Origin of the sequence: Synechococcus sp. UW105, assembly GCF_900473935.1 — a bacterium.
Classification (GTDB): Bacteria; Cyanobacteriota; Cyanobacteriia; order PCC-6307; family Cyanobiaceae; genus Synechococcus_C.
This window is the reverse complement of sequence record NZ_UCNN01000001.1, coordinates 55,204-79,944: the sequence shown is the minus strand read 5'-3', so window position 1 is coordinate 79,944 and position 24,741 is coordinate 55,204. Positions and strand designations below refer to the sequence as shown.

The 24,741-nt window shown below is 59.0% G+C and carries 28 protein-coding genes and 1 tRNA gene; 11 read left to right on the top strand and 18 right to left on the bottom strand.

Features of this window, described 5'->3' with window-relative positions; translation table 11 throughout:
• Nucleotides 1–234 precede the first annotated feature (234 nt).
• Nucleotides 235–1,023, bottom strand: coding sequence for a transposase (locus DXY16_RS00450; protein WP_115118459.1), 789 nt, complete (start codon nt 1,021–1,023; stop codon nt 235–237).
• Between DXY16_RS00450 and DXY16_RS00445 the strand changes: the two genes are divergently transcribed.
• Nucleotides 1,012–1,365, top strand: a complete 354-nt coding sequence (locus DXY16_RS00445) for a PqqD family protein (RefSeq protein WP_244281461.1) — start codon at nt 1,012–1,014, stop codon at nt 1,363–1,365. The two genes, DXY16_RS00450 and DXY16_RS00445, sit on opposite strands and share 12 nt — an antisense overlap.
• Here the strand turns inward: DXY16_RS00445 and DXY16_RS00440 are convergent.
• Genes DXY16_RS00440 through DXY16_RS00430 form a run of 3 tightly spaced genes read right to left on the bottom strand, consistent with a single transcriptional unit; the run spans nt 1,362 to nt 3,793 of the window.
• Nucleotides 1,362–1,907: a hypothetical protein gene (locus DXY16_RS00440; protein ID WP_115118457.1), complete on the bottom strand. Its 546-nt coding sequence runs from the start codon at nt 1,905–1,907 to the stop codon at nt 1,362–1,364. The two genes, DXY16_RS00445 and DXY16_RS00440, sit on opposite strands and share 4 nt — an antisense overlap.
• Complete coding sequence (locus DXY16_RS00435; RefSeq protein WP_115118455.1) at nt 1,900–2,781, bottom strand: sulfotransferase domain-containing protein; 882 nt, start codon at nt 2,779–2,781, stop codon at nt 1,900–1,902. The genes DXY16_RS00440 and DXY16_RS00435 overlap by 8 nt, the downstream gene beginning before the upstream one ends.
• Nucleotides 2,774–3,793 carry a hypothetical protein gene (locus DXY16_RS00430; protein ID WP_115118453.1) on the bottom strand — a complete coding sequence of 340 codons (1,020 nt, stop codon included), beginning with the start codon at nt 3,791–3,793 and terminating at the stop codon, nt 2,774–2,776. Before DXY16_RS00430 ends, DXY16_RS00435 begins: the two co-directional genes overlap by 8 nt.
• A 586-nt stretch (nt 3,794–4,379) precedes the next feature.
• Between DXY16_RS00430 and DXY16_RS00420 the strand changes: the two genes are divergently transcribed.
• Nucleotides 4,380–5,507 (top strand): class I SAM-dependent RNA methyltransferase, encoded by a 1,128-nt coding sequence (locus DXY16_RS00420; protein ID WP_115118451.1) that lies wholly within the window; start codon nt 4,380–4,382, stop codon nt 5,505–5,507.
• Nucleotides 5,508–5,526: 19 nt separating this feature from the next.
• Here the strand turns inward: DXY16_RS00420 and DXY16_RS00415 are convergent, their stop codons facing one another.
• Nucleotides 5,527–5,940 carry a phage holin family protein gene (locus tag DXY16_RS00415; RefSeq protein ID WP_115118449.1) on the bottom strand — a complete coding sequence of 138 codons (414 nt, stop codon included), beginning with the start codon at nt 5,938–5,940 and terminating at the stop codon, nt 5,527–5,529.
• Nucleotides 5,940–6,404 carry a hypothetical protein gene (locus tag DXY16_RS00410; protein ID WP_115118508.1) on the bottom strand — a complete coding sequence of 155 codons (465 nt, stop codon included), beginning with the start codon at nt 6,402–6,404 and terminating at the stop codon, nt 5,940–5,942. Before DXY16_RS00410 ends, DXY16_RS00415 begins: the two co-directional genes overlap by 1 nt.
• A gap of 57 nt (nt 6,405–6,461) precedes the next feature.
• Between DXY16_RS00410 and DXY16_RS00405 the strand changes: the two genes are divergently transcribed.
• The 3 genes from DXY16_RS00405 to DXY16_RS00395 all read left to right on the top strand — a co-directional run bounded on the left by DXY16_RS00405 (nt 6,462) and on the right by DXY16_RS00395 (nt 11,864).
• Nucleotides 6,462–6,839: a hypothetical protein gene (locus DXY16_RS00405; RefSeq protein WP_115118447.1), complete on the top strand. Its 378-nt coding sequence runs from the start codon at nt 6,462–6,464 to the stop codon at nt 6,837–6,839.
• Nucleotides 6,840–6,904: 65 nt separating this feature from the next.
• A complete protein-coding gene (gene smc / locus DXY16_RS00400) occupies nt 6,905–10,510 on the top strand; it encodes a chromosome segregation protein SMC (protein ID WP_115118445.1) in 3,606 nt (1,201 codons plus the stop codon).
• A 115-nt stretch (nt 10,511–10,625) separates the two neighbouring features.
• The gene (locus tag DXY16_RS00395; protein WP_115118443.1) at nt 10,626–11,864 is read left to right on the top strand and encodes a PRC-barrel domain-containing protein; all 1,239 of its coding nucleotides are present in this window, start codon (nt 10,626–10,628) and stop codon (nt 11,862–11,864) included.
• Nucleotides 11,865–11,884: 20 nt separating this feature from the next.
• Here the strand turns inward: DXY16_RS00395 and msrB are convergent, their stop codons facing one another.
• The 3 genes from msrB to DXY16_RS00380 form a co-directional block, all read right to left on the bottom strand.
• Entirely contained in the window at nt 11,885–12,313 is a 429-nt protein-coding gene (gene msrB / locus DXY16_RS00390) for a peptide-methionine (R)-S-oxide reductase MsrB (RefSeq protein ID WP_115118441.1), read from the bottom strand.
• Between the two features lie 25 nt (nt 12,314–12,338).
• Complete coding sequence (locus DXY16_RS00385; protein ID WP_115118438.1) at nt 12,339–13,646, bottom strand: glycosyl transferase; 1,308 nt, start codon at nt 13,644–13,646, stop codon at nt 12,339–12,341.
• A 75-nt stretch (nt 13,647–13,721) separates the two neighbouring features.
• Nucleotides 13,722–13,803, bottom strand: a tRNA-Leu gene (locus DXY16_RS00380).
• 157 nt (nt 13,804–13,960) lie between these two features.
• Between DXY16_RS00380 and accC the strand changes: the two genes are divergently transcribed.
• Nucleotides 13,961–15,304: an acetyl-CoA carboxylase biotin carboxylase subunit gene (gene accC, locus DXY16_RS00375; protein ID WP_115118434.1), complete on the top strand. Its 1,344-nt coding sequence runs from the start codon at nt 13,961–13,963 to the stop codon at nt 15,302–15,304.
• A gap of 42 nt (nt 15,305–15,346) precedes the next feature.
• Here accC and DXY16_RS00370 read toward each other — a convergent pair whose 3' ends face one another.
• Complete coding sequence (locus tag DXY16_RS00370; protein ID WP_244281467.1) at nt 15,347–15,676, bottom strand: YggT family protein; 330 nt, start codon at nt 15,674–15,676, stop codon at nt 15,347–15,349.
• Nucleotides 15,677–15,754: 78 nt separating this feature from the next.
• On the opposite strand from DXY16_RS00370, the gene psbX reads away from it, so the two are divergent.
• The 4 genes from psbX to DXY16_RS00350 all read left to right on the top strand — a co-directional run bounded on the left by psbX (nt 15,755) and on the right by DXY16_RS00350 (nt 18,050).
• On the top strand, nt 15,755–15,877 hold the full coding sequence (gene psbX, locus DXY16_RS00365) for a photosystem II reaction center X protein (protein ID WP_115017493.1): 123 nt from the start codon (nt 15,755–15,757) through the stop codon (nt 15,875–15,877).
• Nucleotides 15,878–15,941: 64 nt separating this feature from the next.
• On the top strand, nt 15,942–16,955 hold the full coding sequence (locus DXY16_RS00360) for a Ycf66 family protein (protein ID WP_115118433.1): 1,014 nt from the start codon (nt 15,942–15,944) through the stop codon (nt 16,953–16,955).
• A 91-nt stretch (nt 16,956–17,046) separates the two neighbouring features.
• Complete coding sequence (locus DXY16_RS00355) at nt 17,047–17,532, top strand: Tol biopolymer transporter periplasmic protein (RefSeq protein WP_170953767.1); 486 nt, start codon at nt 17,047–17,049, stop codon at nt 17,530–17,532.
• Nucleotides 17,533–17,576: 44 nt separating this feature from the next.
• Nucleotides 17,577–18,050, top strand: a complete 474-nt coding sequence (locus tag DXY16_RS00350; protein WP_115118504.1) for a hypothetical protein — start codon at nt 17,577–17,579, stop codon at nt 18,048–18,050.
• 5 nt (nt 18,051–18,055) lie between these two features.
• On the opposite strand, the gene DXY16_RS00345 is transcribed toward DXY16_RS00350, so the two are convergent.
• Genes DXY16_RS00345 through DXY16_RS00335 form a run of 3 tightly spaced genes read right to left on the bottom strand, consistent with a single transcriptional unit; the run spans nt 18,056 to nt 20,965 of the window.
• Nucleotides 18,056–18,271, bottom strand: a complete 216-nt coding sequence (locus DXY16_RS00345; protein WP_115017501.1) for a chlorophyll a/b-binding protein — start codon at nt 18,269–18,271, stop codon at nt 18,056–18,058.
• Between the two features lie 9 nt (nt 18,272–18,280).
• A complete protein-coding gene (locus DXY16_RS00340; RefSeq protein WP_244281459.1) occupies nt 18,281–20,572 on the bottom strand; it encodes an ABC transporter ATP-binding protein/permease in 2,292 nt (763 codons plus the stop codon).
• Nucleotides 20,573–20,623: 51 nt separating this feature from the next.
• Nucleotides 20,624–20,965, bottom strand: coding sequence for a histidine triad nucleotide-binding protein (locus tag DXY16_RS00335; protein ID WP_115118429.1), 342 nt, complete (start codon nt 20,963–20,965; stop codon nt 20,624–20,626).
• Between the two features lie 69 nt (nt 20,966–21,034).
• Here DXY16_RS00335 and DXY16_RS00330 point away from each other — a divergent pair, with 69 nt between their 5' ends.
• Nucleotides 21,035–22,573, top strand: a complete 1,539-nt coding sequence (locus DXY16_RS00330; protein ID WP_115118427.1) for a YifB family Mg chelatase-like AAA ATPase — start codon at nt 21,035–21,037, stop codon at nt 22,571–22,573.
• A gap of 49 nt (nt 22,574–22,622) precedes the next feature.
• Here the strand turns inward: DXY16_RS00330 and DXY16_RS14480 are convergent, their stop codons facing one another.
• The 5 genes from DXY16_RS14480 to def form a co-directional block, all read right to left on the bottom strand.
• Complete coding sequence (locus DXY16_RS14480) at nt 22,623–22,766, bottom strand: hypothetical protein (RefSeq protein ID WP_170953760.1); 144 nt, start codon at nt 22,764–22,766, stop codon at nt 22,623–22,625.
• Nucleotides 22,767–22,863: 97 nt separating this feature from the next.
• Nucleotides 22,864–23,034: a 30S ribosomal protein S21 gene (gene rpsU, locus DXY16_RS00325; RefSeq protein WP_006043142.1), complete on the bottom strand. Its 171-nt coding sequence runs from the start codon at nt 23,032–23,034 to the stop codon at nt 22,864–22,866.
• A 47-nt stretch (nt 23,035–23,081) separates the two neighbouring features.
• Nucleotides 23,082–23,750, bottom strand: a complete 669-nt coding sequence (locus DXY16_RS00320) for a DUF3747 domain-containing protein (RefSeq protein ID WP_115118425.1) — start codon at nt 23,748–23,750, stop codon at nt 23,082–23,084.
• Nucleotides 23,751–23,808: 58 nt separating this feature from the next.
• Nucleotides 23,809–24,006, bottom strand: a complete 198-nt coding sequence (locus tag DXY16_RS00315) for a hypothetical protein (protein ID WP_115017510.1) — start codon at nt 24,004–24,006, stop codon at nt 23,809–23,811.
• Between the two features lie 21 nt (nt 24,007–24,027).
• A complete protein-coding gene (gene def / locus DXY16_RS00310) occupies nt 24,028–24,633 on the bottom strand; it encodes a peptide deformylase (protein WP_115118423.1) in 606 nt (201 codons plus the stop codon).
• Nucleotides 24,634–24,741 lie beyond the last annotated feature (108 nt).

Below are 24,741 nucleotides of genomic sequence, written 5' to 3'. Positions count from 1 at the left end.
TCCCTTCCCAAAGCCCTTGCGATTGCAGAGGCTGCAGGGGCTTTTTATTTCTTTAATCACTGCCTAATCACGCCTAAATCCCATCCAAATGCCATTCATTACCTGGCACCTATATCGTGCCAGCATTTCTTCCATTGATGATTTCTATATTAATTAATTCCACTTTAAACATTTAGGCAAAGCAAGCTCAACCTCTGCATTGTTGATCTCTAATAATACGCTTATCTCCTCAATTTATTCACCAAGCAATGGCCGTGAATCACCATCACGGATGCCATTTTCCCTTCTAAATCTCACCGCAACTTGATACCAGTTTTCTGGTATTTGATTAAGGCAAATGTCAAATGCAAAAGGTAATTTCTGCTGTCCTGGTGAGACCCGGTTCTTCTTGCTTCTGGCACCCCTATTGGTTTCAACCAGTCGTTTCAGCATTCTTGAGCCCCAATGGCACCTAGAGCCGCCTTTGCTGTGATGGCGATACTTTTGGCAGAACCTTGCATATCGCCTGGAACAGCCTTTCAGGCTGGATGCCAATTGCAGAAAACTAGGGTGCCACTCACTGATGCCATCACATGCCAACCGTCCGTAATGCCCGTAATTGGAATAGGGGTCATAGAAGCCCTTTCGCACTCCTGCTGCCTTTGGATTGGCATGGATGTAGCGCAATGTATTCAGCACTCGCCTGTGATCTTTGGGAGAAATGGCAGTGGCGTAATACCTGGCTTCCCAAAAATGCCCGCAACGTCCAGAAAGGCGATTCAAAGCCATGGCTGAATACCAGCCAAACCAGTGCATCAGCTTTGGCAGCTGTGATGCATCATCAGGTCTCACCAGCAAGTGCAGGTGATTAGCCATCAGGCACACCGCATACAAGCGATGAGGCACCTTTTGCTTGGCTTTAGAGAGCACAGCTAACAGCACATCCCGTCTCAATCCTTTGGCAATCAGAAACTGACGGCTATTGCATCTAAGCGTAATATGAAAGGAGTGGCCTGCTGGCAGATAGCGCGGTTGACGTGCCATGTTCTGACCGATTTCTATGCCATTATTGGCAAGATGCTAATGATGAGTTTTAAAAGTCCGATGGTTAGTAGCAGCAAACGTTTTAAGCAGCATTCCCAAGCTGTTTGCACCGAACTCGATGGCGATGTAGCTTTATTTCAAAGCGACACCTGCGACTATCTAGTTCTCAACGAAACAGGCTCAGCCATTTGGAATGCACTAAAATCTCAACCTACGCTGGTTGAACTCTGCAAGCATTTACAGGACGAGTATGAAGTCACCCAAGATGAATGCAAGACCTCTGTTGAAGCATGGCTGGAAGCCGCCTTGGAGAAGAAAGTGATTGCCGTAGTTGATGATTAAAATGAGAAGTGTGTTTTGAGCTTTCTAGCCCAAATTTCACCGCCAAGTTGATTTCCTCCAAGCATTTGGAACCCAAGGCGTGCAAAATAACGTCGCATGGGTGCTTTTTGCAAGCCAGGATTAATGTTTTCAGACAGCAATACTTTTGCTCGATGATCACGTTTCTCTACTTCACGATCAAACCCTTCAAGGAATGTTCTAAAGAGCTGATTTGCCAGACGTGGATTCCTGGATTCTGGAATTACATACATCCGTTGAAAGTAGGCATGGCTTCCGAGCCCTATTGAATTATCTAGCTCTTTCAATACGACAAACACGACACCATCAATCAATCCTGATTGATCACGCGAAATTGCAGCTGGCTGACGCGATATGGTCTTTTTAGGTGGACCCATGCTCTTCCGATTTTTGGCAAATTCGGAGCGAAATGATTTCAACTCTTCTTGATAGCTCTTGTTATTCTGCTTCCAGAAAGCTTTCAATTCGCTCCTCAGCTGGTTATTCACCTCTCCAAATACAAATTCAATTCGATGATCAGTCAACGTCTGGGCCCTCGTATTGAAACCGGTTCATCGCCTCAGATAATCCATTTGCTAGTCGCTTTCGCTGCTCAATTGAAAGCTGTTCTGCTCCTTCTCCTGTCCGGCCTGAGCGGAAGAACCGCTCACAACCGGCTGGTTTTTCTGCAAAACCATCAACATCTTCCTCAAGCTTCTTGAGTCGATCGATGGAGGTATTTTCTAGTGCTTGATCAATCAGATGAGCGTCATTCGGGAGGCCCAAAAAAGTTGCTAGTTTTGTGAATGTTTCTGATCCTTTCGCTAACATATCCTCATAGCGCATGATCAACACTGGTAGTTGAGTTTGATCGACCCATGAGCGCACATGTTGATCCCAGCGGCCCATGTATTGCCGCACCTGGTGGCCGCCAAAGCGTTCCCCTGGCACCAGCGCTGCATTGGGATCAAGCAGGGAGTCAACGCATCGATCCAGCGGCCATGAGAAGAAGTGACTGAGTGACACGGCCACATCTTCCGGGTGGCGCAGGATATAAACAACTCCAGAGCAACCTGTTGTACTCACCACCGGGCGACCACGGGAATCAGGCGACTTGAATGCATCATGCACTTTATGAAATCGCTCTCCTTCTGCGAATAGCCATGCACTGGCACCAGCACCTCCGCGCAACGGATCAAGTTCACTAAAACTTAGATCGCAACTATTGATTCCTAATTGATCGTCCAGCCAAAGCCTTGATGAGGCAATCGCCCCCGTTTCAATATCTTGATTGAGGTTGAGTTCTTCCCCAGGATCGTCTCCGGCCAGTCGCAATAATTCAGCGATAAATACCCGGCACCAGGTGTTACCTGATTTTGGATAAGAGGCCAGATACCAGTAGCTGTGATCTTCAGTCATTGCTTGCATGCTCATCAATAGCTTCTTTGCGCTGTTGCATTGATTCGGGTTGCATCAGGTTCACCTTCTTCAGGCTTTCGGCCATCGTTCTGATTCCATCTGGAACGATCAAGGCATGCAACGGCACCGTTCGAGCTAGTGCAGCTGCCTGAATAAACAGCTGCGCTTCTGCATCCATGCCTCGATACATTCTGGCGTGAAAGGCTTGGTTGCGCAGGCGCATTAAGGCAGTTGTCTGTGAGAAATAGCGTGAAGCCTTGATAGATACTTTTTCCATTTCAACGCCTACCTCAGCGTCATCTTCTTTGCCCGAATCCTCTTTGGCGCGGTTTAAGGCATAGATCAAGCGCAATGGTGTTGGCTGTGGCAAGCAAGTTAAATCTTCAGCTAGCAATGCACAGCGCTGAAGACCCTTCCGTACAGGTGGTAGTTGCGCCCAATTCAAGTTCAAAGCCATAGCAGCGTCATGCCAGAGCTTGAGTTGATGCATCCCTGGCTGAACCATCCCATCAGGGCTCACGGCAACGAGCTCACTACTGAGTAAGCGCCAACCTTCTTGAATCAAACACCAGGCCAGGGTGGACTTACCGGCAGCTGGATGGCCTAACAAGAGAATCGCCTCTCCTTCACGCTCCAGCGCTGTTCCATGCAAAACCAATGCACCACGCTGGATCGCTAAAGCTCCAAGCCCACTTGTGACAGCAAACGTGCGGATGTCGCGGTCGCTGACGCTGTCGTCCCAGCGCTGCCATTCCAAACGCTCACCACCAGTGGCACGAAACCAGCCAATCCCTTCAAGTTCCAGACGCCATTCCTGAGGCGCCAACTGCAACGTTGGCGTGCTGTGGGGGCTGGCCTCAAGAGTTGGCCAGTCCCGGTGATCAGCTTCCACCACCTGCACCAGCGCCTCACGCTCCACAGCCGGAGCTGCTTGGATCAACTCCGGCAAGACCAACGTGGACTCCAGATGCATGCCCAGGGCTTGATAGATCCCAGGCGAGGCTGCTGGCATCAGTGGGCGAGTTGGCGTTGAAACATCAATGCTGCCAACCCCACAGCATCCCAGCCTGCAATTGATGCCAACAACAACAACACCCTGGCTTTCTGGGGATTGAGGCTGCCTGCGGGCAGCAGACCAGTCCCATGCTTACCGAATGCCCCTCACCATCCACAAGTCACTTGCGTGCAAATTTGCGTGCAATCAACTTCAAGCCGCTGCGCCAGGGCCCGAAAAGCAAGTCTCTGACAACTAAAAAGGGCCCTTCCAGGCCCCATGAGTCATTTGGGTGATAAGGCTGACCTCACCCCATCTCCCCTAAGGGTCAGGCAGCAACAGGGGCTGCTTGACGGGAGAAACGAACGATGTTGTTCGCTGTTACGGGTTTGCTCTTACCGAGCAGGCTTCAGTCACCCTCCTTATGCCCCGTCGAAACCATTGCAGCCCCAGGAAATGAGAATGGAGCTGAGCGGAATCGAACCGCTGTCCGAAACACCGGTGTGGATCACCTAGTCCGGCCGAAGCCGGACCTTGCCATTCTGGCAGCAGTGGTCACTAGGAGCACACAGGATTGGGGAGGGAGAACCGACAGCACAAAGCCATGCATCGCGGCATTGCTGTGTTGCCCCAGGGTCTTGAGGAAGCCGGCACCCAAGAACTGATCGCGCTGGGCGCCAAAGCGGTGCAACCGCTTCGGCGTGCCGCTGCCTTTGAGGCCGACAAAGCCTGTCTATACCGCTTGCATCTGCAGTGCCGCCTACCGTTTCGGCTGCTGCGAGAGCTGGCAAGCTTCCCCTGTGACGGCAGGGATTCCCTCTATCACGGTGTGCAGGATGCCGTGGATTGGGAGCGCTGGCTGCATCCCTCAATGACCTTCCGCGTGGATGCCACCGGCACCGCCCAAGGCCTCAACCACAGCCACTACAACGCCCTTCAAGTCAAGAACGCAATCGTCGATCGACAGCGGGATCTCTGGGGCGAGCGCTCGTCCGTCGATCTCGAAGAGCCTGACTTGCACCTGCATCTGCATCTCGGGCGCGGAGGCGCTGTGCTCAGCCTGGATGGTTGCGGTGGCAGCCTCCACCGCCGTGGCTACCGCGCTGCGATGGGCGCAGCCCCTCTCAAAGAGAACCTCGCCGCCGGCCTTATCCGGCTCACAAACTGGGACGGCACCACTCCCCTTGTGGATCCCCTCTGCGGCTCAGGCACGCTGCTGATCGAAGCGGCAAGCCTCGCGCACAACCACTGCCCTGGCTTGCAACGGCAGTTCAGCCTTGAAGGCTGGGCGGATTTCGATAACGAGCTATGGCAGGACGAACTCGAGAGAGCCAAACATCGGAGCCAAAAGCAACGGCCACTGGCCCCGATCATCGGCTGTGAGCAGGACGCGACCATTGCAGACCAAGCCCGCAGCAACATCGCTGCAGCAGGGCTGGACGATTGCATTTCGATTCAAACCGGTGATTTCCGCAACTTCTCGCTGCCGCCAGGCCCAGGGGTGGTGGTCTGCAACCCTCCCTATGGCCTACGGGTCGGCGATGGCGAGGACCTGGAGAGTCTTTACAGCGATCTAGGAACAACGCTGAAAGCCCAAGCATCCGGCTGGGATGTCTGGGTGCTGAGCGGCAATCCCGGCATCACTGGAGCCCTGCGCATGAAGGCCTCACGCCGCATCCCGATCAGCAACGGAGGGATCGATTGTCGCTGGCTTCATTACCAGGTGCGCTGATGCTGCGGTGCTGCGAATCTCAGCGTCCCAGCACCGCCTTGGTGGTGCGACTAATCCCTTCCAAGGTCTGAGGCAGATAAGGCCCCTTGGCCAATTGGCCTCCCAGCCTCAGGCTGATGCCAGCCAGCACCACATTGCCAATCGCTAAGGCAAGCAGGCTGCGCGTCACACCCAAACCCCAGGCCTCCTGCATCCACACCATCAAGGCCGCTTCAACGGCGACCAAGGCCAGCAGCATCAACGTGCCGCCCATCGCCAGGAACACACCACCACTGATCAGGCGACGCTTTTCCCGGTCCACCTCCTGCAAAGCGATGCGGACGTGGAGATCCATCACGGAGGAGGCCAGCGCCGTCACCCGCGCCGCAGCACCGAGTCCCCTCGGCCGAGAGGATTCAGGCCGCTGGGCCTGGTCGTCAGAGAGATCAGACATCAGGAACGCCTCCCGCCGGCAATCAATGATCCGATCACCATGCCAACACCGGCGGCAATCGCAAGCGAGAGCAAGGGCCGCTGACGCACAGGACGCTCGATCTTCGGGCGCAAGCTGTGATTCAAGTCATCCAGCAGTTGCTCGAGCTGCTGTTCCAGCGGTTCTAGGGCGCCACTGAAGCCATCGCCGTCCTTCCCAAACGACTGGAGCAGATCCTCCAGCTGGGCATGCACGAGATTGGCGGCGCGGCCCGACTGCACCGAGATCACCCGCACAACCTCATCAAGGCTGCCGCGGGTGGCCTCAAGGGTGTGCTCAGCCACCTCTGGCCAGCGTCGCTGGATCTCCGGCAACAGCGTCTCGAAGTGCTCCCGGAACTGATCAGCCGCCGACTGGAGCGGTGGACCGGAGGCAGCAGCTCCCGGGTTGAACTGATCATCCGCAGGGGATGGCGCCGACTCCATGGACATCCGTTTCGCCAGCTGCAGGTTAGGGATAGTGACAATGAGGTGAAACCCCCCATGCAGCGGTATGTCGTGCTCGAACACACCGGCGCTCCAGATGATCCGCTGGGATGCCACCTGGATCTACTGATGGAGGACGGTGAATCCTGCCGATCCTGGCGGCTGAACCACCTGCCGCAACTTGATGGTCCCGACCTTGAGGCCACACCCCTTCCTCCCCACCGCCTGGTCTGGCTGGAGCGCGAGTCGGCCGCCGTCTCCGGAGGGCGGGGCTGGGCCCGACTCCTCGTGGGGGGGGTCTACAAAGGTGCCCTGCCGGGCACTCCTGGTGATGCGGTCATCGTTCAACTCACTGGCATGGCAGCAGTAGGGCTACCCGACCCGGTGCAACTCCTGATTAGCAACGGCCATTGCCGGTTGAGCCGCTGCACCTGAGCCAACCCCCTTGAGGTTTCCAGAACCTCCGCTAATTTCAGAGCGCTGAAAGCCCCCTGATCCTGTTGGTTCATATCAATCAGGTTGGCTTTAAGCACTTCAAGTCCTTCGGGGGGGCGATGAGCATCCCCCTGGACACCGGCTTCACCGTCGTCACCGGACCGAATGGGTCGGGGAAAAGCAACATCCTTGATGGGGTTCTTTTCTGCCTCGGCCTGGCCACCAGCCGCGGCATGCGGGCGGATCGCCTACCCGATCTGGTGAATAGCGGCATCCTCAAAGCAGGCAAATCCGCCGAAACGATGGTGAGCGTTCGTTTCGACCTCAGCGACTGGCAACCCGACGCCGCTGAAGAAGGCCTGGAAACCCCCGAGGAAGGCCCCTGGATCAAAGCGGACCAGAAGGAATGGACGGTGACCCGCAAACTGCGGGTGATGCCTGGCGGCTCCTACAGCAGCAGCTACACAGCCGACGGCGAACCGTGCAATCTCCAACAGCTGCAAACCCAGCTGAGACGGTTACGTATCGACCCGGAAGGCAGCAACGTCGTGATGCAGGGGGATGTGACCCGCATCGTGTCGATGAGCAACCGCGAACGCCGCGGCCTGATCGATGAACTGGCGGGCGTTGCCCTGTTCGACACCCGTATCGAGCAGACACGGCGCAAACTCGATGATGTGCAGGAGCGCCAGGAGCGCTGCCGGATCGTGGAGCAGGAACTGCACAGCGCACGCCAACGCCTTGAGAAGGACTGCGCCAAGGCACGCACCTACCAAGCCCTACGCACCCAGATGCAGGAGGGTCGCCAGCAAGAACTGGTCTTGGCCTATGAGGCCGCGAAACAAGCCCTGGCGCAGCTGCAGGAGCGTCACCGCTCCCTGGGAGACCAGGAGGTGCGCGATCACGAAGCCCTGAAAACAGGCGAAACCACCCTGTGCGAAGCCGCAGCCCATCTCCAACAGCTGCAGGAGAAGGTCAAAGACCTAGGCGAAGACAAACTTCTGGCGGTGCAAGCAGAACTGGCGGGCCTGGAGAGCCAGGCCCGAGAGCTGGAGCGCCAGTCGGTGCAGCACAAGCAGGAGGGAGAAAAACTCCAAGGCCAACGCCATGACCTAACAAATCGTCGTCGCGCCCTGCAGGACAACTCCCAGTCACTGCAGACGAATGCAGACAGTGATGCCTTAAAAGCAGCGGAGCAAGCCTGCCATCAAGCCGAAGCGGCCGTCGAGGTCTCACGCCGCCGCCTCGGGGATGTAGCCGGCCGCTCCGGCACCTGGATGGAAGAGCAACGTCAGCGCAGCAGCCGCCGGCTGGACCTTCAGGCGCAGATCACACCCCTGCAGCAAGAGCAGCAACAGCTCAAGGCTCGGCTTGTACAAGACCAGGAACGCCTGCATGAACTTGAGGAGGAGCTGAAGCAAGACGGCTCTGAAGACCAGCAAGTGCAAGAGGCCCTCACCAAGCTGGAAGCGGAATGGCAGACCCTGCTGCAATCGCTAGAGGATGGCAAGGCAGAGGTCCAGCAACTGGTCGAGTCCGTAGCGGTGCAGCAACGCACCCGTTCAAGGCTTGAACAGGAGCAGAGCCGCCTTGAACGCGACATCGCCAAGCTGGAAAGTCGCCGCGAAGCCCTGCAGGAAAGCCGGGGCACCGGCGCCCTTCGCCTGCTGCTGGAAGCCGGGCTTGATGGCATTCATGGACCTGTGGCCCAGCTCGGCGAAGTCGAAGAGCTCCACCGCCTTGCCCTGGAAGTCGCCGCAGGGGCCAGGCTTGGCCAGGTGGTCGTTGATGACGACCGGATCGCTGCCCGGGCGATCGAGCTGCTCAAAAGCCGCCGTGCCGGCCGCCTCACCTTTCTGCCGCTCAACAAGATCCGCGCCGCCGGTGGCGGTGGTGGTGCAGCCATGGCAAGGGGCCGACGCCCCGATGGTGCCGCCTCTGGTGGGCTGATCGGACGCGCCGTCGACCTGGTGCGCTTCGAGCCGATCTATGGCGATGTGTTCGCCTATGTCTTCGGAGACACCCAGGTGTTCAGTGATCTGCACACGGCCCGTCAACAGCTGGGCCGTCACCGTGCCGTGACCCTGGAAGGGGAATTGCTGGAAAAGAGTGGTGCAATGACAGGCGGCAGCTTCTCTCAGCGCAGCAGCGGCCTGAGTTTTGGCACCAGCCAAGACAGCGATGAAGCCGAGCCCTTACGTCGTCGCCTGCTCGAGTTGGGGGAAACCCTCCTGGCCTGCCGGCGAGAAGAGCAGCGACTCGTCGACCAGCTGGAAGCGGCACGCCCGAGGCTGCGACAACTGGAACAGCGCCAGGCCGGTCTGGACGCCGAACGCAGCGCTGCCCGTCGGGCCCATGGCCCGCTGATGGAACGCTGCAGGCAGCGCAATCAGCGTCTTGACAGCCTGCGCAGCGGCGCACACAGCGGCCGCGAGCGCCTCGAGGCTCTGAGTACAGCTCTCAACCCTCTAGAAGACGAGCTCAACCAGCTCACCGGCCAAGAGCGCAATGCCCAGGCCGAAGGTGACATGGAAGCCTGGCAACAACTGCAGAGCGATCTGGAAGCAGCGGACGCCACGCTGCTGTCAGCACGGAACAACAAAGACGCCCTGGTGGAGGAGCAACGCCAGCGCGAATTAGCCATGGAACGCCTGGGCGATCAGCAACAGTCGCTGGAGGCAGAGGAAACCCGCCTCAAGGACGCAGTGGAAGCACTGACCAAGGCCCATGGCGAGTGGCGAGAGCAACAGCAGCAGCTGTCCAGCCGTAAAAGCACTCTGGAAGCCGAACAAAAGGAGCTGCAAACCGCCTTCGGAGAGCAACGGCGTGCACGCGATGAGGCCGAAGCGATCGTGGCCGACCAGCGCCAGAAACTGCAGCAAGCCCGTTGGGAACTGGAGCGTCTACGCGAAGAGCGGGAGACCATTGCAGAACAGATCCGCAGCGGCGGCATCCGCCTCCAAGAACTGAGCCAGACCCTGCCCGACCCTCGCCCAGAGATCCCGGCGGAGGTGCGTGACGGAGGGCTGGAAGCCCTTCAGGCCTCGCTGCAGGAGCTGCAGAAGCGCATGGAAGCACTCGAACCGGTGAACATGCTCGCCCTTGAGGAACTGCAAGAGCTGGAGACACGCCTGGGCGACCTCTGCGAACGACTGGAAGTGCTCAGCCAGGAACGGGAAGAATTGCTGCTTCGCATCGAGACCGTGGCCACCCTGCGCCAAGAAGCCTTCATGGAGGCCTTCCAGGCGGTGGATGGTCACTTCCGTGAGATTTTCGCCAGCCTCTCCGAAGGTGATGGCCATCTGCAGCTCGATAACGCCTCTGACCCCCTCGAGGGCGGGCTGACTCTGGTCGCGCATCCGAAAGGCAAATCAGTGCGACGGCTGGCCTCCATGTCTGGAGGGGAAAAATCGCTGACCGCCCTCAGCTTTCTCTTTGCTCTGCAGCGGTTCCGGCCTTCGCCCTTCTACGCGCTCGATGAAGTCGACAGCTTCCTTGATGGAGTCAATGTGGAGCGTCTAGCCGCGCTGATCGCACGCCAAGCCGAAGATGCCCAGTTCCTGGTGGTCAGTCACCGCCGGCCAATGATTGGAGCCTCTCTACGCACCATCGGCGTCACCCAGGCCCGCGGCGCCCACACCCAGGTGGTGGGCCTTCCCGACGCAGCCTGAACCTCACCGACCGCCAACCCTGCCAGGACAGGAGTACAGGCACCCTCTGACACAAACAGTCAATGCGAGCTCACTACGCCAAAATGGTCCGAATTGCCACGGCTGAGGCCTGAATTTGACCTCGACCCCAACCCCTAACGATCCTCTCGAAACGGTGCCCAGCGACAGGCTGTGGCTCCGTTCCGAACTAATGGGAACCCAGGTGATCACCCGCGACACCGGCCGCCGCCTCGGCGTGGTCGGAGAAGTGATCGTTGATATCGATGGTCGTGAGGTAGTGGCCCTGGGCCTGCGCGACAACCCCCTCACCCGCTTCCTCCCCGGTCTGCCTCGCTGGATGCGCCTCGAGCGCATTCGCCAGGTGGGTGATGTGATCCTGGTGGATTCAATCGATTCGCTCAGCGAAACGTTCTCACCTGAGCGCTACAGCCGGGTGATCAACTGCCAAGTCATCACTGAATCCGGCAGTGTCCTCGGCCGGGTGCTCGGCTTCTCGTTCGACATCGAAACCGGCGAACTCAGCACGTTGGTGATGGGAGCCCTAGGAGTGCCTCTCCTTGGCGAGGGTGTGCTCAGCACCTGGGAAATCCCGGTTGATGAAATCGTCAGCAGCGGCCCTGATCGCATCATTGTTTACGAGGGCGCAGAAGACAAACTGAAGCAACTCAACAGCGGCGTTTTAGAGAAACTTGGCGTTGGCGGACCGAGCTGGGAAGAACAGGAGCGAGAGCGCTACCGGGTCAATGTGGTGCCGGTCGAGAACCAGCTCAGCTCAGGACAGCCGGCGGCAGAGCAGCAGAAACAACTGCAGGCCTCAGAAAGCGCCAGCTTCGCCCCTGAAGAGGAGCTGGAATACGTCGAAGTGGAGGATCGACGCAGCGAGCAGCAGAGCCAGCGTCGCTATATGGACGACCTGCCTGAACGGGACGCATACAGCCGCCGCGATTCGTATGACAGCCAGGACGACGACCGTCGCCAGGCCTATAGCGATCAGGAACGGTATGGACAGGATCGCTATCGCGATACCTCCAACGCAGCTCCTGATGACAACGCCGATAGCTACGGCGATGAACGGTTTGAGCGTGAGCGATTCCCAAGGGATCGAAACGAGCCACCTGAGCGTTACGCCGCTGATCCCCAACCTTGGGATGATGCTGTTGCGATGAACCCTGATCCTGAAGTTGGGATGGAGGTTGACCGCTTTGAAGCGCGTCCAAGGCCTGCTGCCCGTCGAGCGGTCCAACCGCCAGAAGATCCCCTGGATGTGGAACCACTCGAAGCCGATGAGGCCTATGCAAGCCGGAGCGACCGGGAGCCCTTACCCAATCGCAACGACCTAGACGACCCCTGGTGAATGCTTGTGAGCAGGACGGGTCAGCCCTTCTGCTCAAATCGGAGCGAAGCACTGTTCACGCAATACCGCTGACCCGTCGGCGTGGGGCCATCGCTAAACACGTGGCCGAGATGGGCGTCACAACGAGAGCAGTTGATTTCGGTCCGCACCATCCCATGACTGACATCGGTCTTGGTGGTGATGGCCGCAGGACTGGCACCATCCCAGAAACTGGGCCAGCCAGTGCCCGAATCGAACTTGGTGTCGGAACTGAATAGCGGAGCACCGCAGCAAACACAGTGGTACATCCCCGTTGCCTTGTTGTCCCAATAGGCACCAGTGAACGCGCGCTCGGTGCCACCTTTGCGCGCCACCTGAAACTGTTCAGGTGTGAGCTCGGCCTTCCATTCCGCCTCGCTGCGCTGAACCCTGTCTTGAGCATCGAGGGGCAGGCCAGAACTGGCGGTCATAGCGGCGTTTCATTCGAGCCTCACGCTAGTCACACAGAGCCTTTGGCAGCAGAGCCCTTACCTCTTCCGCCAAAGCCGCCACTGCACCGGGCTGGCCCCGTAGGAGGCGGAGATCATCCCGTTGGCCCTGCAACCGCTCAGGCGACGACAGCCAGTCGGCCGCCTCCACGGCGATCGCCTCCGGTCGAATCGCGCCAACCCGTTCGGGCACCACGGCCCGACCGGCAGAGATATTCGGCCAGGCCAAAAAACCATGTTGACGCAGACGCCAGGCACTCAGAAGCGCGCCAATGCACCAGCGCAGTCCAGGCAGACGGGCAAGCAGTCCCATCCAGCCATCCCAAGCCTGCATCACACCAAGATGCTGGGTGGGCACGATCACGATCATCGGCACCCCTAGGGCCCCCAGCTCAGCAGTATTGGCGCCAACAGTCGTGAGAGCCAACGAGCATTGACTCAGGGGCCCATGGGCGGGGGGCTCCTCCTGGAGGTGAATTTCCGTTCCCGCAATGGTGATGAGCCGTCGCCAAGGCGATCCATCGCTGGCCGGCTCGATGGATGCAATCCCCGAGCCATAGAAGCTTGCGATCGGATTGCGCGCGCCGGCGAAGCGCTGCAGAGCCGCCAACGAGGTCGTGGGCGCGACGGGCATCAAGAAGCGGCAGCCAGGGTGCAACGGCACCAGACGATCAGCGACCTCCAGAAGAAACGGCATTCCCACTGAAAGCTTGGCGGGCTTAGATCCTGGCAACAACGCCACCCAATCTCCCTGCGGCAGGGGGGACTGGTCCCGAGCATGGCTTGAAAGATCCGCCATCAGATCGCCAACCACCGTGCAGCGGGAACGGAACCGACGCGGCAACTGTTCACGCACTGCCGGCGCCATCGCCGCCAGGCGGTCGTTCCAGCGAGGCCATCGCGCCACCCACTCGGCGTAGGTGATGTGGCGATAGCCAAGCCGAGCAGACAGCAACACACTCCAGAACTGATCACCACCGAGAAACACCACCACTCCCTGAGCCGCCCAGGGGCCTTCCCGGCGGGGATTCAACAGCAAGGGCCAGAAGCCACGAGCGGGCGTAATGCGATCAAACTGGCCCCAGCGGGCAGCGGCCTCAGCCTCCTCACCTGTCGCATTCGGACAGGGCACAAGCACCAACCGCAGACTGATCAGCGACTGAGGAGCGCGTGGACGCAGCTGAAGTGTGCGGTGCAACTGTTCCGCTAGAGGACGAACCCAGGTCGCCAGCTCCCCCGGGCCGTTCGAAACGAACACGATGGATAGGTTGGGCGGGAACTCCTGACCAATGCCAGAAGGCTGTTCAACAGGCATCAACCCTCATGGAAAGCTTGGGTGGAACCCAGGCTCGGAACCGACCTGGATCCGATCAGATCATGAAGATAAAAGTGCGGATGGCGAGACTTGAACTCGCAAGGCCGAAGCCACACGCCCCTCAAACGTGCGTGTCTACCAATTCCACCACATCCGCGTGGCTGACGTGACCGCTCGGATCTCGTCGAGGATGGATCATACCGGGCCATGGTCCATGTCCCTGCCAAGCGTGCTGGCAAGGGCCTCCAACGCAACGGATTCTTCTCCAGAAGCGTGAGCGCTGATACGATCCGCCCTTGACTGGAAACTGCGGGATGCCCATCGGCAAGGTGCTGATCGCCAACCGCGGCGAAATTGCGCTCCGAATCATCAGGAGCTGCAGAGAGCTGGGGATCGCCACAGTGGCCGTCTACAGCACTGTGGATCGCAACGCCCTGCATGTGCAGTTGGCCGATGAAGCTGTTTGCGTCGGCGAAGCCGCCAGCAGCAAGAGCTATCTGAATATCCCAAACATCCTGGCTGCAGCGACGTCTCGCGGTGTGGATGCCATTCACCCTGGATACGGCTTTCTGGCTGAGAACGACCGGTTCGCCGAAATGTGCCGCGACCACGGCATCACCTTTGTCGGCCCGTCACCCCATGCGATCCGCTCGATGGGTGATAAAGCCACGGCCAAGAGCACGATGCAGCAGGTGGGCGTCCCCACCGTGCCTGGCAGTGAAGGGCTTCTCGCCAGCCCCGAAGAAGCGGCAACCCTGGCAGAAGAGATGGGTTACCCGGTGATGATCAAGGCCACGGCAGGGGGCGGTGGCCGTGGCATGCGCCTGGTTCCAGGTCCGGACCAACTCCATACCCTGTTCAAGGCCGCCCAAGGCGAAGCGGAAGCCGCCTTCGGCAACCCTGGTCTCTACATGGAGAAGTTCATCGACCGCCCAAGGCACGTGGAAGTGCAGGTGCTGGCCGATCGCCACGGCAATGTGGTGCACCTGGGTGAGCGGGATTGCTCGATTCAGCGCCGTCACCAGAAGCTGCTGGAAGAAGCACCCAGCCCTGCTCTTGACCCCGAACTACGCCTACGGATGGGCGAAGCGGCCGTGGCCGCAGCCCGCAGCATTCAATACGAAGGCGCAGGCACCGTTGAATTTCTGCTCGATCGCGGCGGCGGTTTCTACTTCATGGAGATGAACACCCGCATTCAGGTCGAGCACCCTGTCACCGAAATGGTGACGGGCATCGACCTGATCGCTGAACAACTACGGATCGCCGGCGGTGAGACGATCAGCGTCAGCCAGAACGACATCCAGCTGCGTGGCCACGCGATCGAATGCCGCATCAATGCAGAGGATGCCTCCCACAACTTCAGGCCTGCTCCCGGCAAGATCACCGGCTGGCTCCCACCCGGTGGCCCTGGCATCCGTGTCGACAGCCACGTTTACACCGGCTACGACATCCCACCCTTTTACGACTCCCTGATCGGCAAGCTGATCATCTGGGCTCCAGACCGTGAGAGCGCCCTCAAGCGCATGCGACGCGCACTGAATGAATGTGCCATCACCGGCATCCCAACGACCGTGGAATTCCACCTCCGCCTGCTCGATCGCCCCGAATTTCAGAACGGTGATGTGCACACGAAGTTCGTCGAGCAGGACATGCTCTAAGCAGCATTGAGCTCAGACGACAGGGGGTGGGGAGGCAGCCTCTTAACCCACCATGGCGCTGCGGATTAACAGCTGGGACAGCAGACCCTGTTGGCCCACCAACAGTTCGCGCACAAGGCTGATCACGCCCACCCAGATCACCGGGGTGACATCCACCCCTCCGATCGGTGCGATCAGGCGGCGGGTTGAGGCCAGCAAGGGCTCGGTGGGAATCGCAACCAGGGGCCAGAAGCCTGCCCTGAGATCCACCTGGGGGTACCAAGTGAGCACGATGCGCACCAGGAAGCAGAGGGTCCAGACCATCAGCAGCAAGCCCAGCATCAGGTGCACAACCGGCAGAACCGCAACGAGGGTTGGCGTCACAAAGCTCAAAGCATCCGAGCCTGCATCGTAGAAAGACACCAACAATCCCTAGGATCTCCGGATCCTGGCCATCCATTCCGGCTCGACATGACCCCCTCCCTCGCCAACTTTCTGAGCAGCCTCTTGTGGGGCACCGTGATCGTGGTCATCCCGGTCAGCATCGGCCTGTTTCTGCTGAGCCAGACCGACCAGCTTGACCGCAAGCTCTGAAGCGCTCAGTTCTTCCCCCTACCCCTGGTCCCCACTCGTAAACTAAGGAGATCGGGGGACCGGAATGTTTAATGCAAGCCTCAATTTCGGCAGTCTGTGCGGAATTGCACTTGCCGTTGGAGGAGCACTTCTCTACTTCATGCGCAGCTTCAAGCCTGCGCTGGCTAGGGATTATGACGTGTTCTTCTCCGCGGTTGGCTTGCTCTGCGGCGGGATTCTGCTGACGCAAAGCTGGCGTCTTGACCCGATCTTGCAGTTCGGCGTTTTTTTACTCTCGGCCTCAACAGGATTCTTCGCCTTCGAAAGCGTGCGTCTCCGCGGCGTCTCCGTCGAGCAAGCAAGGCGTTCGGCCTACTTTGACGATGAACCCGCCCCAGGGCCTGGCCCTGCTGGAGGCCTAAACGGAGGGTGGGATTCGCCCTATGACCGCTTCGACGACACAGAACCAGAACCCCTGCGCCGACGGTTTCAGGGTGCCTCTGGTGACGACTACAGCCAGGAGGGAGAGCGAGACTTCTACCGTCCACAGCGTCAGTCTCGAGCTGCGATTCCCGAGCAGGCTGCCAGCCGTCGCCGTGGTCGTGACGACTCGGCAGACGGTTGGGACGAACGCAGTGAGCAACAGCGGCGCATGGCCCGTTTCGGGCGACGCGATGAAGACAGCGACTCCCGCTCTAACTTCGGATCCCGCCGCACCCAACGACAGGATCAACGGCGGGGCACCCGCCCCAGTGCTGCGCGCGCCGATAGCGCTGCGAGCAACGACGATCGCAACCCAAGGGAACGACCTGGCAGCCCCTCCAGAGGCCGCTCCAGCGAGACCCCTCCCACCACCTCAAGCCAAGCTGGAATCCCCCAAGGCACTCCGCTGCGCCAAGGCCCTGAAGACGCTGCCTTTTCACCCTCCAAGCGCGGTCCACGCTCCACAACAAGCCCAGGCTCATCTCGACCGAGTCCCCAAACAGGAAGTCAGGCACGTCCTGGCTCGAACCGGCCCGAGAACACCGGAACAGCCTCCGGTCGCCCGGCACCTCGCAGTTCTCGCCCGCGCGACAACAGCTCCAGGTTCGACGACTGAAGCCCATTCCAGCTAAGGGCCCATGCGTCGCCTGCCTCCGATCGCCCGCGTCGCTGAATACAGCTTGATCGCTGCAACTGTTTCCCTGCTCATGCTGGGGTGCAGCCCGAATGCCCGTCGAGCGCCTGGGGCATCCGTGGACCGCCAGCAGCAGGATCCGGCCATCAGCGGCAACGGCAACATCCTCGCTGTCATCGTTGAACAACGAGGCCGCCCCACCGTGGAGCTGCGTGATCTGCGCAGCGGCCAGCGACTTCCACTACGGCACCTCAACCGCCAGCAGCCCCACAGCTCCCCGTCCCTGAGCTGGAACGGTCGTTATCTGGCAGTGATCACCCAACGGGGCAATCGGCGCATGGCACTGGTCGAAGACCGCGTCACCGGCAGAGCCCATCCCCTCAGGCCACCTGGCAACCGGGATCCGGTTCGGGTCAGTCTGGCCCCGGATGGGCAGAGGATGGCGATTCAAGTCTCCGACCGCGGCCGCTGGCGTGTCGAGATGCTCGACCTCAGCTCCGTGCTCGAACCAGACCGACCCGGGGGCCTGCGAGTCACCACACCGCAGGAGGGCCCTTGATCGCCCAGTCTCGAAAGGAGAAGACCGGTGGCCGCACCAGCCTGCTGCTCTGGAACAGTCTGCTGCTGTTCACGCTGGTGGGCGGCTGCTCAACCGAGGACATCCGTCCACTGCAAAACCTCAACAGCGCCCTCGACCGCAGCAGCGATGCCCGCCGAGACCCAACCCTGGCACAGGAATGGCTGGCCACCCTGTCCAGCCGGGGAGGACGGGAGCGGATCGAACTGATCAATCTTCGGAACGGCACACCCGTTCCCACGCCAGGACTGAACAGCGCCGACGCACAACCTGTGAGCATCAGCCTCAGCGGGGATGGAGAGCGGCTGGCCTTGGTGCAGCAGCGCGAGGGACGGACAGAACTCATGCTCTACCGCCGCAGCATCGGAGCCCTCCAGCGCCTGGACATCAATCCGCCAGGAGTGCCCCGTCAGGTGAGTCTCAATGGCGACGGCAGGACCCTGGCCGTTCAGATCAGCCGCAGCGGACGCTGGGATGTCGACATCATTCGGCTCCCCTGAATGGCTCAGGGAACCAGGCCGGCCCAGTGCAAGAAACTGTCGTGGCAGAGGGCTTCGACGAGCAGGACGGCCGCAAATCCAACCATGGCAAACCGACCGTTGACCCGCTCGGCATAGCCGCTCCAACCGAAGCCAGGCACATCCGAGGTCGTTGCACTGGTGGCGGGGACTTGCGCCGGTCGAGGCTCCTGAGAAGCGGCTTCAGTGCTGCTTGTCGTCATGCATCCAGCTCAGGAATCATCAAAGTCATAACTGGAGGCGGGGAGCAGCTGCCAGCCTCCCTGACCGTTGAGCTCAAGCACAAGGTCGTGAAAGGAGGTGAGTGTGGGCCGATGCCCCACACTCACCACCGCCATCTCCCGCTCCACCAGCAGTGAATAGAGATGGCGTTCCGTCTTCACATCAAGTGCACTCGTTGCCTCATCGAGCACCACCACCTTGGGAGCATTAAGCAACAAACGAGCAAACGCCAAACGCTGCTGTTCGCCAAGCGACAGCAGCCGTGGCCAGTCCTGCTTCACGTCAAAGGAGGGATAACGATCCAGCACAGACTGGAGCTGCACCTCCTTCAGCACCGCTTGAAGGTGATCGTCGCTGAAGCGATCACAGTCGAGCGGATAGCAAAGTTGCTCCCGAAGAGAGCCCAGGGTCATGTAAGGGCGCTGAGGAATAAACAACAATTCCCCTGAAGGTGGGGTGAAGACCTGACCAGTGGGGGAAGCCCAAAGGCCACTAATCACCCTCAGAAGTGACGTCTTTCCGCAGCCGGAGGGACCAACAACCAACATTTTCTGACTTCCTGAAATGCTGAAGTTGAGATCCTTGGCGAGAAGTCGGTCAGAGAAGGGCGTTTTGACAGCTGCACCCTTCAGCACAATTGAGTTTGCCGGCGCGACATCAGCGAAGAAATCCTTGTATTCCTCACGATCAACATGGGAGATGTTGGATTGGAAGCCCTCCAAGCGCCCAACCGAGGCAGAGAAGCGCGCAAGATCCTCAATCTTATTAACAATAAAAAACAATGAAAACTCAACCAAGCTGTAAGCAACTCTGGCCTGCGAAAAACCACCATAATCCATCTCTCCAGACAGGATCGGAACAATCAGAATCAAATAGGGAATGAAATTACTACCGTAATTACCAACCCTTTGAAGAACCTTTAACAGGGCCTCCCAAATAATCAGCAGGTCAAAATTTCGAATGACTGTTCGCAGCCTGCGACCAACTTCTCGAGACTCCTCAGGCTCTCCCGAATAAAAAGCGATTGACTCTGAATTATTCCTAACGTGGACGAGTCCAAAACGAAAATCAGCTTCATAGCGAAGCTGATCGGTGTTAATTGCAGCAAGCCGACGCCCCGCATAGACCATGACAGCCGAAATCGTTGCCGCATAAACGAAGAGGGCAAAAGCAAGCTCACCACTAATACTCCAAAGAATCGCGATGTTCAAAGAGAACATCAAAATGGAGTCAAAAATATCTAGAGTGAACTTAAGAGCTTCTTTCGTGAAATCCTTGGTGTCGTCGGCCATCCGCTGATCAGGATTATCAACATCACCACCGGACCCTTCATTGGGGTTAAGAACGTAATAAGCCCTATCTTTGAAGTAGTCAGAAACCAGGTTTGTGGTCAACCAGTCGCGCCAGACCAAGCTGAGCTTGGCAGTGAGGTAGTACTGAAGTGTGCGTATCGGCAGTGCCGCCATGAAGCAGATGCCATACACCCAAAGATTGCGATAACTCAGCTCAGGATTACGCTTGATCAGCTCATTGGTGAGATCGCGGGCAACGAAGGTGATGCCAGCATTGATGCCATTCACTGCCAGTAGCATCATAATGATTACCCCTAACAAAAGCCAAGGCAACCAACGGCGCTGACGCAAACGCGAGCGGAAGTTAATAAAGCAGCCAAGTCCTGATATAAACAACAGCAGAATTAACTGCCCCCAACAGAGCAGGCTCAGACCAAATTGATTAAGCAAGGGACTAAGCGTTCCAATCGGAACGGTCCAGAACTGATTAAGAGGGCCAATAACCCCCGCCAACTGGCTGGCAGCCAGAGCAGGAGCCACCACACCCACCAAGGCAAATAACCCCGAGGAAGCGAACTGAGCGGTGATTAACCAACTAACAATGAGCGCGGGGAAATAAAGCCAGAGCTTCGTCGCAAAACCGCGCCGCAAGCGGTCCCTACAGATCAGGGACACCACCAAAGAAAGGGGGTAAATGCCTAACGAAAGCTGTCCCCACGACACGATCTTGATGATCGGCAAGGACCAGATCGATTCGATTGCCCCCTGCACACCCCCTAGATACTGAGATGTAACTTGCGGCCAAATGACTCCCAATAGAGCCATCAAACCGCACAGCAGGCCAAGCACAGTGCCTGCTACACAGAAGAGCAGAGACAACAACAGCAGCGCAAACTGCCAGCCGTTGCTCTCGGTGTAGGGAAGGAAATAAGGCTGCGACAACCGGCGCAGCCGCGTCAGCTGGGCACGGAACGACTGCAGGGACGCCATGGATACACACACCTGGGCCCATTGTGGCGACTGGTCCCAACAGGTGGCTGATCAGCCGGGAGGCCAGCCCAATTCCCGTCCCCCGATCACATGCACGTGCAGGTGAAACACCGTCTGGCCAGCCTCGGCACCAGTGTTGATCACGGTGCGCCAGGCCTCGAGCCCCTCCTGCTTCGCCACCTTGGACGCCACCAAGAGGAGATGACCCAGCAGAGCCTCATCCTCAGAACCGGCCTGATTCAGGCTCTCGATCGGCTTGCGCGGAATCACCAAAACATGCACAGGCGCCTGGGGCGCCACATCACGAAACGCCAAGCAGCGGTCGTCGCTATAGACCTCATCACAGGGGATTTCTCCGCGCAGGATTCGGCCGAAGATCGTGTCACCCGCCATGGTGAAAGCCTGATCGAAACAATGGTTGAGACAGGCAGGGCATCAATCCGATGCACCATCTGAAATGCAATGCTGGCACGCTGCCAAAGCGCCTCCCTGCTCGGACTGGAGGCCTGCCCTGTCACGGTTGAAGTGGATCTGGCACCAGGCCTTCCTGGCCTGCAACTGGTGGGCCTACCTGATGCCGCCATCCAGGAATCGAGGGAGAGAGTCCGAGCAGCTCTGCGCAACAGCGGCTTTCGTGGCCCTCTGGTGAGGGTGATCGTCAATCTTGCACCAGCCGATTTACGCAAGGAAGGTCCCGCCTTCGACCTTCCGATTGCCCTCGCCCTGTTGGCAGCCAGTGGTCAGCTGGATGCGCCACTGCTCAAAGGCCTGTGGTGTGCCGGTGAACTCGGACTCGACGGCAGCCTGCGCCCCTGTCGCGGCATTCTGGCGGTGGCCTGCCTTGCTGCAAGCAGCGAAGCCTCAGCCCTGATCGTGCCAGAAGCCAATGCCAGCGAAGCCTTACTCGTTCCAGGACTGAAGGTGATCGCCGCAAGCTCGCTGCAGGAAGTGGTGACGCTGCTGCGCCAGAAACCAGAACAGCGGTCCTACAGGGTGTACAGCCAAACGGAGCAGCAACCTCTAGCCAAGGCAACGGAGACACCAGCCGCCATCATCGGTCAGTCGCTAGCGCAAACCGCCCTGGCAGTGACGGCCGCTGGAGGCCACCATTTGTTGATGGTGGGACCACCAGGCTGCGGCAAAACCCTCCTGGCCCGTTTCCTGCCCCAACTGTTGCCACCACTGACACGGCAGGAAGCACTGGAGATCAGTCGCGTGCAATCGATTGCCGGTGTGCTGGTTTCAGGAGATGGCCTGGCAAAGCAGCGACCCTTCCGTGCACCCCATCACAATTGCTCGAGTGCTGCGCTGCTCGGTGGCGGCGCCATCCCCAGACCCGGTGAGCTCAGCCTGGCCCATGGCGGCGTGCTCTTCCTCGATGAGCTCGCTGAGTTTCCCCGACGGGTGCTCGATCAACTGCGCCAACCTCTGGAAGAAGGGGTGCTGTGGCTCAGCCGGGCGCGGCTCAAATGCGCCTTCCCTTGCCAAATCACCCTGGTTGCAGCAACCAATCCCTGTCCATGCGGCTGGTACGGCGATCCTGATCACACCTGCCGCTGCACGCCATTGCAACGGCAGCGTTACTGGTCTCGACTCTCAGGTCCTCTCATCGATCGTCTTGATCTGCAGCTGCGGCTGGAACGTCTCACGAGCAGCGAAATTCGCGCCAGCCTGACCCCAACAACCGCCGCAGCCAAGGCAGTCTCAACGCCCACACCGGAGCAAATCATCAGCGCAAGGCAACGAATGAAGACTCGCAACCCGGATGGATGCCTCAATGCTGCACTGAGCGGCCCACAGCTCGGTGACCACGGAGGACTCTGTGACGGGGTACTCGAACAATGGGAACGAGCGGTCCATCAACGCAAACTGAGCGCCCGCAGCGGATTGAGGGTGCTTCGGGTGGCGCGCACCCTTGCAGATCTTCGCGATCAGGCCAAGATCAGCGGCCGCGACCTCGCCGCGGCCCTCTGCTTTCGCAGCTTTGATACAGGCAACTGATCTGAACCGATCAGTTGCCCTTGAGCGGCGATGCCTTGAGCCAATCGCCCTACTTGGACTTCACGGGGGAATCGCGGAAAGGCTGCTCACCAATCGGGGGCGGCAGATGCATTTTCTCCTCACGCGGATTGCCGATGGCATGGGAGAGGGTTTCCCCGAACCACTGGCGAATGCTTCTGGGCTTCAGATCCATGGACTGCTCCTGGCGTCTCATCCCAGTCTGGGAACGGGACCGTCAGGAGCCAACAGGTGGAACTACCCGTTTTTTAAAACCGACTGGACAACCGCACTCAACGACGACGACGACGCTGCTGTGCTTTGCGCTTGTACTTCTCGATCGGAGTCTCGTGGTGACGCAGACGCTTGAGGTCGGCAAAGATTCCGGCCTTGGAGACCTGGCGCTTGAAGCGACGCAACGCTGATTCGATGCCTTCGTTTTCTCCGACCGTGACCTGAGTCATGCAACAAGCGTGTTTTCCAGCCCGTCAATGTAGCAACCTGACCTCACTCAGGATTCCGGAGCAGCCGGAGTCAGTTCCGGAGCAACAGGAGCATCAGCCGGCAACGTGCCTTCGCCAACTGGGTTGCCCTCCGACTGCACGGGTTCCGCCTCATTGCCAGGCCAGACCTCTCGGAAGACGTAGAGGTGACCCAGGGAACGGGTGCCGTATTGACGGCGCATCAACAGCCAGCCAGGCTCCAGCTGCAACTGCAGAAAGCCGCCGCCGGCACCACCGGCCTTGGCCACCACCATCGTGGGCTGCGACGGATCGCGAGTCGGCACCGCCAGCAGCTCCACGTCCTGATTGGACTTCACCACAGAGAGGCGATAACGGGTACCGAAATCATCCCCACCAATTCGCAAGGAATAGCCATTGCCGTCGATATAGCGGTTGCAGACCCCTGTGAAATCAAAGGTGGCGAGCAGCGGATCCACCACTGCCGGCTCACTGCCAGACACCGCAAAACAAGGACGTTTATTGGTGCGCTGCTCATAGATATTGAGCTGAGAAGATTCCCCCTTGCCGATTGGGGCCGCGACAAGGATGAAATTCGCCTGCTCCACTGGCGTCGCTGAAAACAGCGAACCCTGCGCTGATGCTGGGCTCCCCAGCCCCGTGAACATCGTGGCCCCAGCCACAGCAAAGGCCAGGGTTGCGGGGAAGGAGCGAACCATCGGGAGTGATGTTGGTTGGGCGGATCGTATAAGTCGCGGCGCTGCCAGTCAGGGGGGCTCAGGCCGGTTTGTTGAGCCGAATCGCGACAAGAAGTGACCCGACGGTGCCGGGCGCAGTCAAGCCAAGGATCCAACGAGTGGGGGTGAGCCCTAGCTCAGGATCTCCATAGGCCAGCTCAAACACAGAACCTGTGGCAGCGATGCCGAGCACGCAGGCGAGGGCCAAGAACAGTCCGGCCAAAGGTTTCATCGGCATGGGTAGAGAAACAAGAGTTGGTCAGACAAGAGAACGAACATCAGCAGCTTCAAAGCCGTGATCCTGAAGTTCTTTGTTCAGGCCGCCTGCATCGGTGACGCGGTCAACAAACAACACACCCTTGAGATGATCCATTTCATGCTGAATGCAACGGGCCATCAGGCCATCCGCTTTCATGCTCCGCGGGCGACCCATCTCATCGCGAAAACTCAACTGAATCGCCGTCGGACGCACCACGTCGAGATACACACCGGGAATACTGAGGCAGCCTTCTTCGTAGGTATCGACCGATGCACTGGAGGCTGTGATCTCAGGATTGATCAACACCAGCGGCGGCGAGGTGGCATTCTCAAGATCAAGATCGATCACAAGCAGCTGCTTGTGCACGCCCACCTGCGGAGCGGCCAAACCAATTCCCTTGGCGGTGTACATGCTGCGAAGCATGTCGCGCGCCAGCTCACGCACAGATTCGTCAACCTTGCTGATCCGACGAGCATCCTTGCGTAAGACCTCATCCCCGAGCGTGTGGATCTCAAGCGGAGAGACCTCAAGAGCTTCTTTGGCCACGGCCACGGAGGAGCTGCTCCGTTCAGCTGACCGTGCCAATTGAGCGAAGCTGCGGGCCAAGATCCTCTTCTCGCGATTGGATAGTGTCCGGCCACTTTAGGCAGTGCTGGCCGATACCAGCCCTGGCTGCCTCCACCCTCACCGTCCAGCCTCACCGTTCTGCCCTCC

Coding starts and splice junctions, on each gene's coding strand:
- DXY16_RS00415 (WP_115118449.1), bottom strand. CDS start 5,940: ATGTCTGATCTCTCTGACGACCAGGCCCAGCGGCCTGAATCCTCTCGG.
- DXY16_RS14480 (WP_170953760.1), bottom strand. CDS start 22,766: ATGGATCTGAAGCCCAGAAGCATTCGCCAGTGGTTCGGGGAAACCCTC.
- DXY16_RS00360 (WP_115118433.1), top strand. CDS start 15,942: ATGTTTAATGCAAGCCTCAATTTCGGCAGTCTGTGCGGAATTGCACTT.
- rpsU (WP_006043142.1), bottom strand. CDS start 23,034: ATGACTCAGGTCACGGTCGGAGAAAACGAAGGCATCGAATCAGCGTTG.
- DXY16_RS00340 (WP_244281459.1), bottom strand. CDS start 20,572: ATGGCGTCCCTGCAGTCGTTCCGTGCCCAGCTGACGCGGCTGCGCCGG.
- DXY16_RS00435 (WP_115118455.1), bottom strand. CDS start 2,781: ATGACTGAAGATCACAGCTACTGGTATCTGGCCTCTTATCCAAAATCA.
- accC (WP_115118434.1), top strand. CDS start 13,961: ATGCCCATCGGCAAGGTGCTGATCGCCAACCGCGGCGAAATTGCGCTC.
- DXY16_RS00405 (WP_115118447.1), top strand. CDS start 6,462: ATGCAGCGGTATGTCGTGCTCGAACACACCGGCGCTCCAGATGATCCG.
- msrB (WP_115118441.1), bottom strand. CDS start 12,313: ATGACCGCCAGTTCTGGCCTGCCCCTCGATGCTCAAGACAGGGTTCAG.
- DXY16_RS00345 (WP_115017501.1), bottom strand. CDS start 18,271: ATGACGACAAGCAGCACTGAAGCCGCTTCTCAGGAGCCTCGACCGGCG.
- DXY16_RS00315 (WP_115017510.1), bottom strand. CDS start 24,006: ATGCCGATGAAACCTTTGGCCGGACTGTTCTTGGCCCTCGCCTGCGTG.
- psbX (WP_115017493.1), top strand. CDS start 15,755: ATGACCCCCTCCCTCGCCAACTTTCTGAGCAGCCTCTTGTGGGGCACC.
- DXY16_RS00330 (WP_115118427.1), top strand. CDS start 21,035: ATGCTGGCACGCTGCCAAAGCGCCTCCCTGCTCGGACTGGAGGCCTGC.
- DXY16_RS00335 (WP_115118429.1), bottom strand. CDS start 20,965: ATGGCGGGTGACACGATCTTCGGCCGAATCCTGCGCGGAGAAATCCCC.
- DXY16_RS00430 (WP_115118453.1), bottom strand. CDS start 3,793: ATGCCAGCAGCCTCGCCTGGGATCTATCAAGCCCTGGGCATGCATCTG.
- DXY16_RS00420 (WP_115118451.1), top strand. CDS start 4,380: ATGCATCGCGGCATTGCTGTGTTGCCCCAGGGTCTTGAGGAAGCCGGC.
- DXY16_RS00450 (WP_115118459.1), bottom strand. CDS start 1,023: ATGGCACGTCAACCGCGCTATCTGCCAGCAGGCCACTCCTTTCATATT.
- DXY16_RS00410 (WP_115118508.1), bottom strand. CDS start 6,404: ATGGAGTCGGCGCCATCCCCTGCGGATGATCAGTTCAACCCGGGAGCT.
- DXY16_RS00355 (WP_170953767.1), top strand. CDS start 17,047: ATGCTGGGGTGCAGCCCGAATGCCCGTCGAGCGCCTGGGGCATCCGTG.
- DXY16_RS00385 (WP_115118438.1), bottom strand. CDS start 13,646: ATGCCTGTTGAACAGCCTTCTGGCATTGGTCAGGAGTTCCCGCCCAAC.
- DXY16_RS00320 (WP_115118425.1), bottom strand. CDS start 23,750: ATGGTTCGCTCCTTCCCCGCAACCCTGGCCTTTGCTGTGGCTGGGGCC.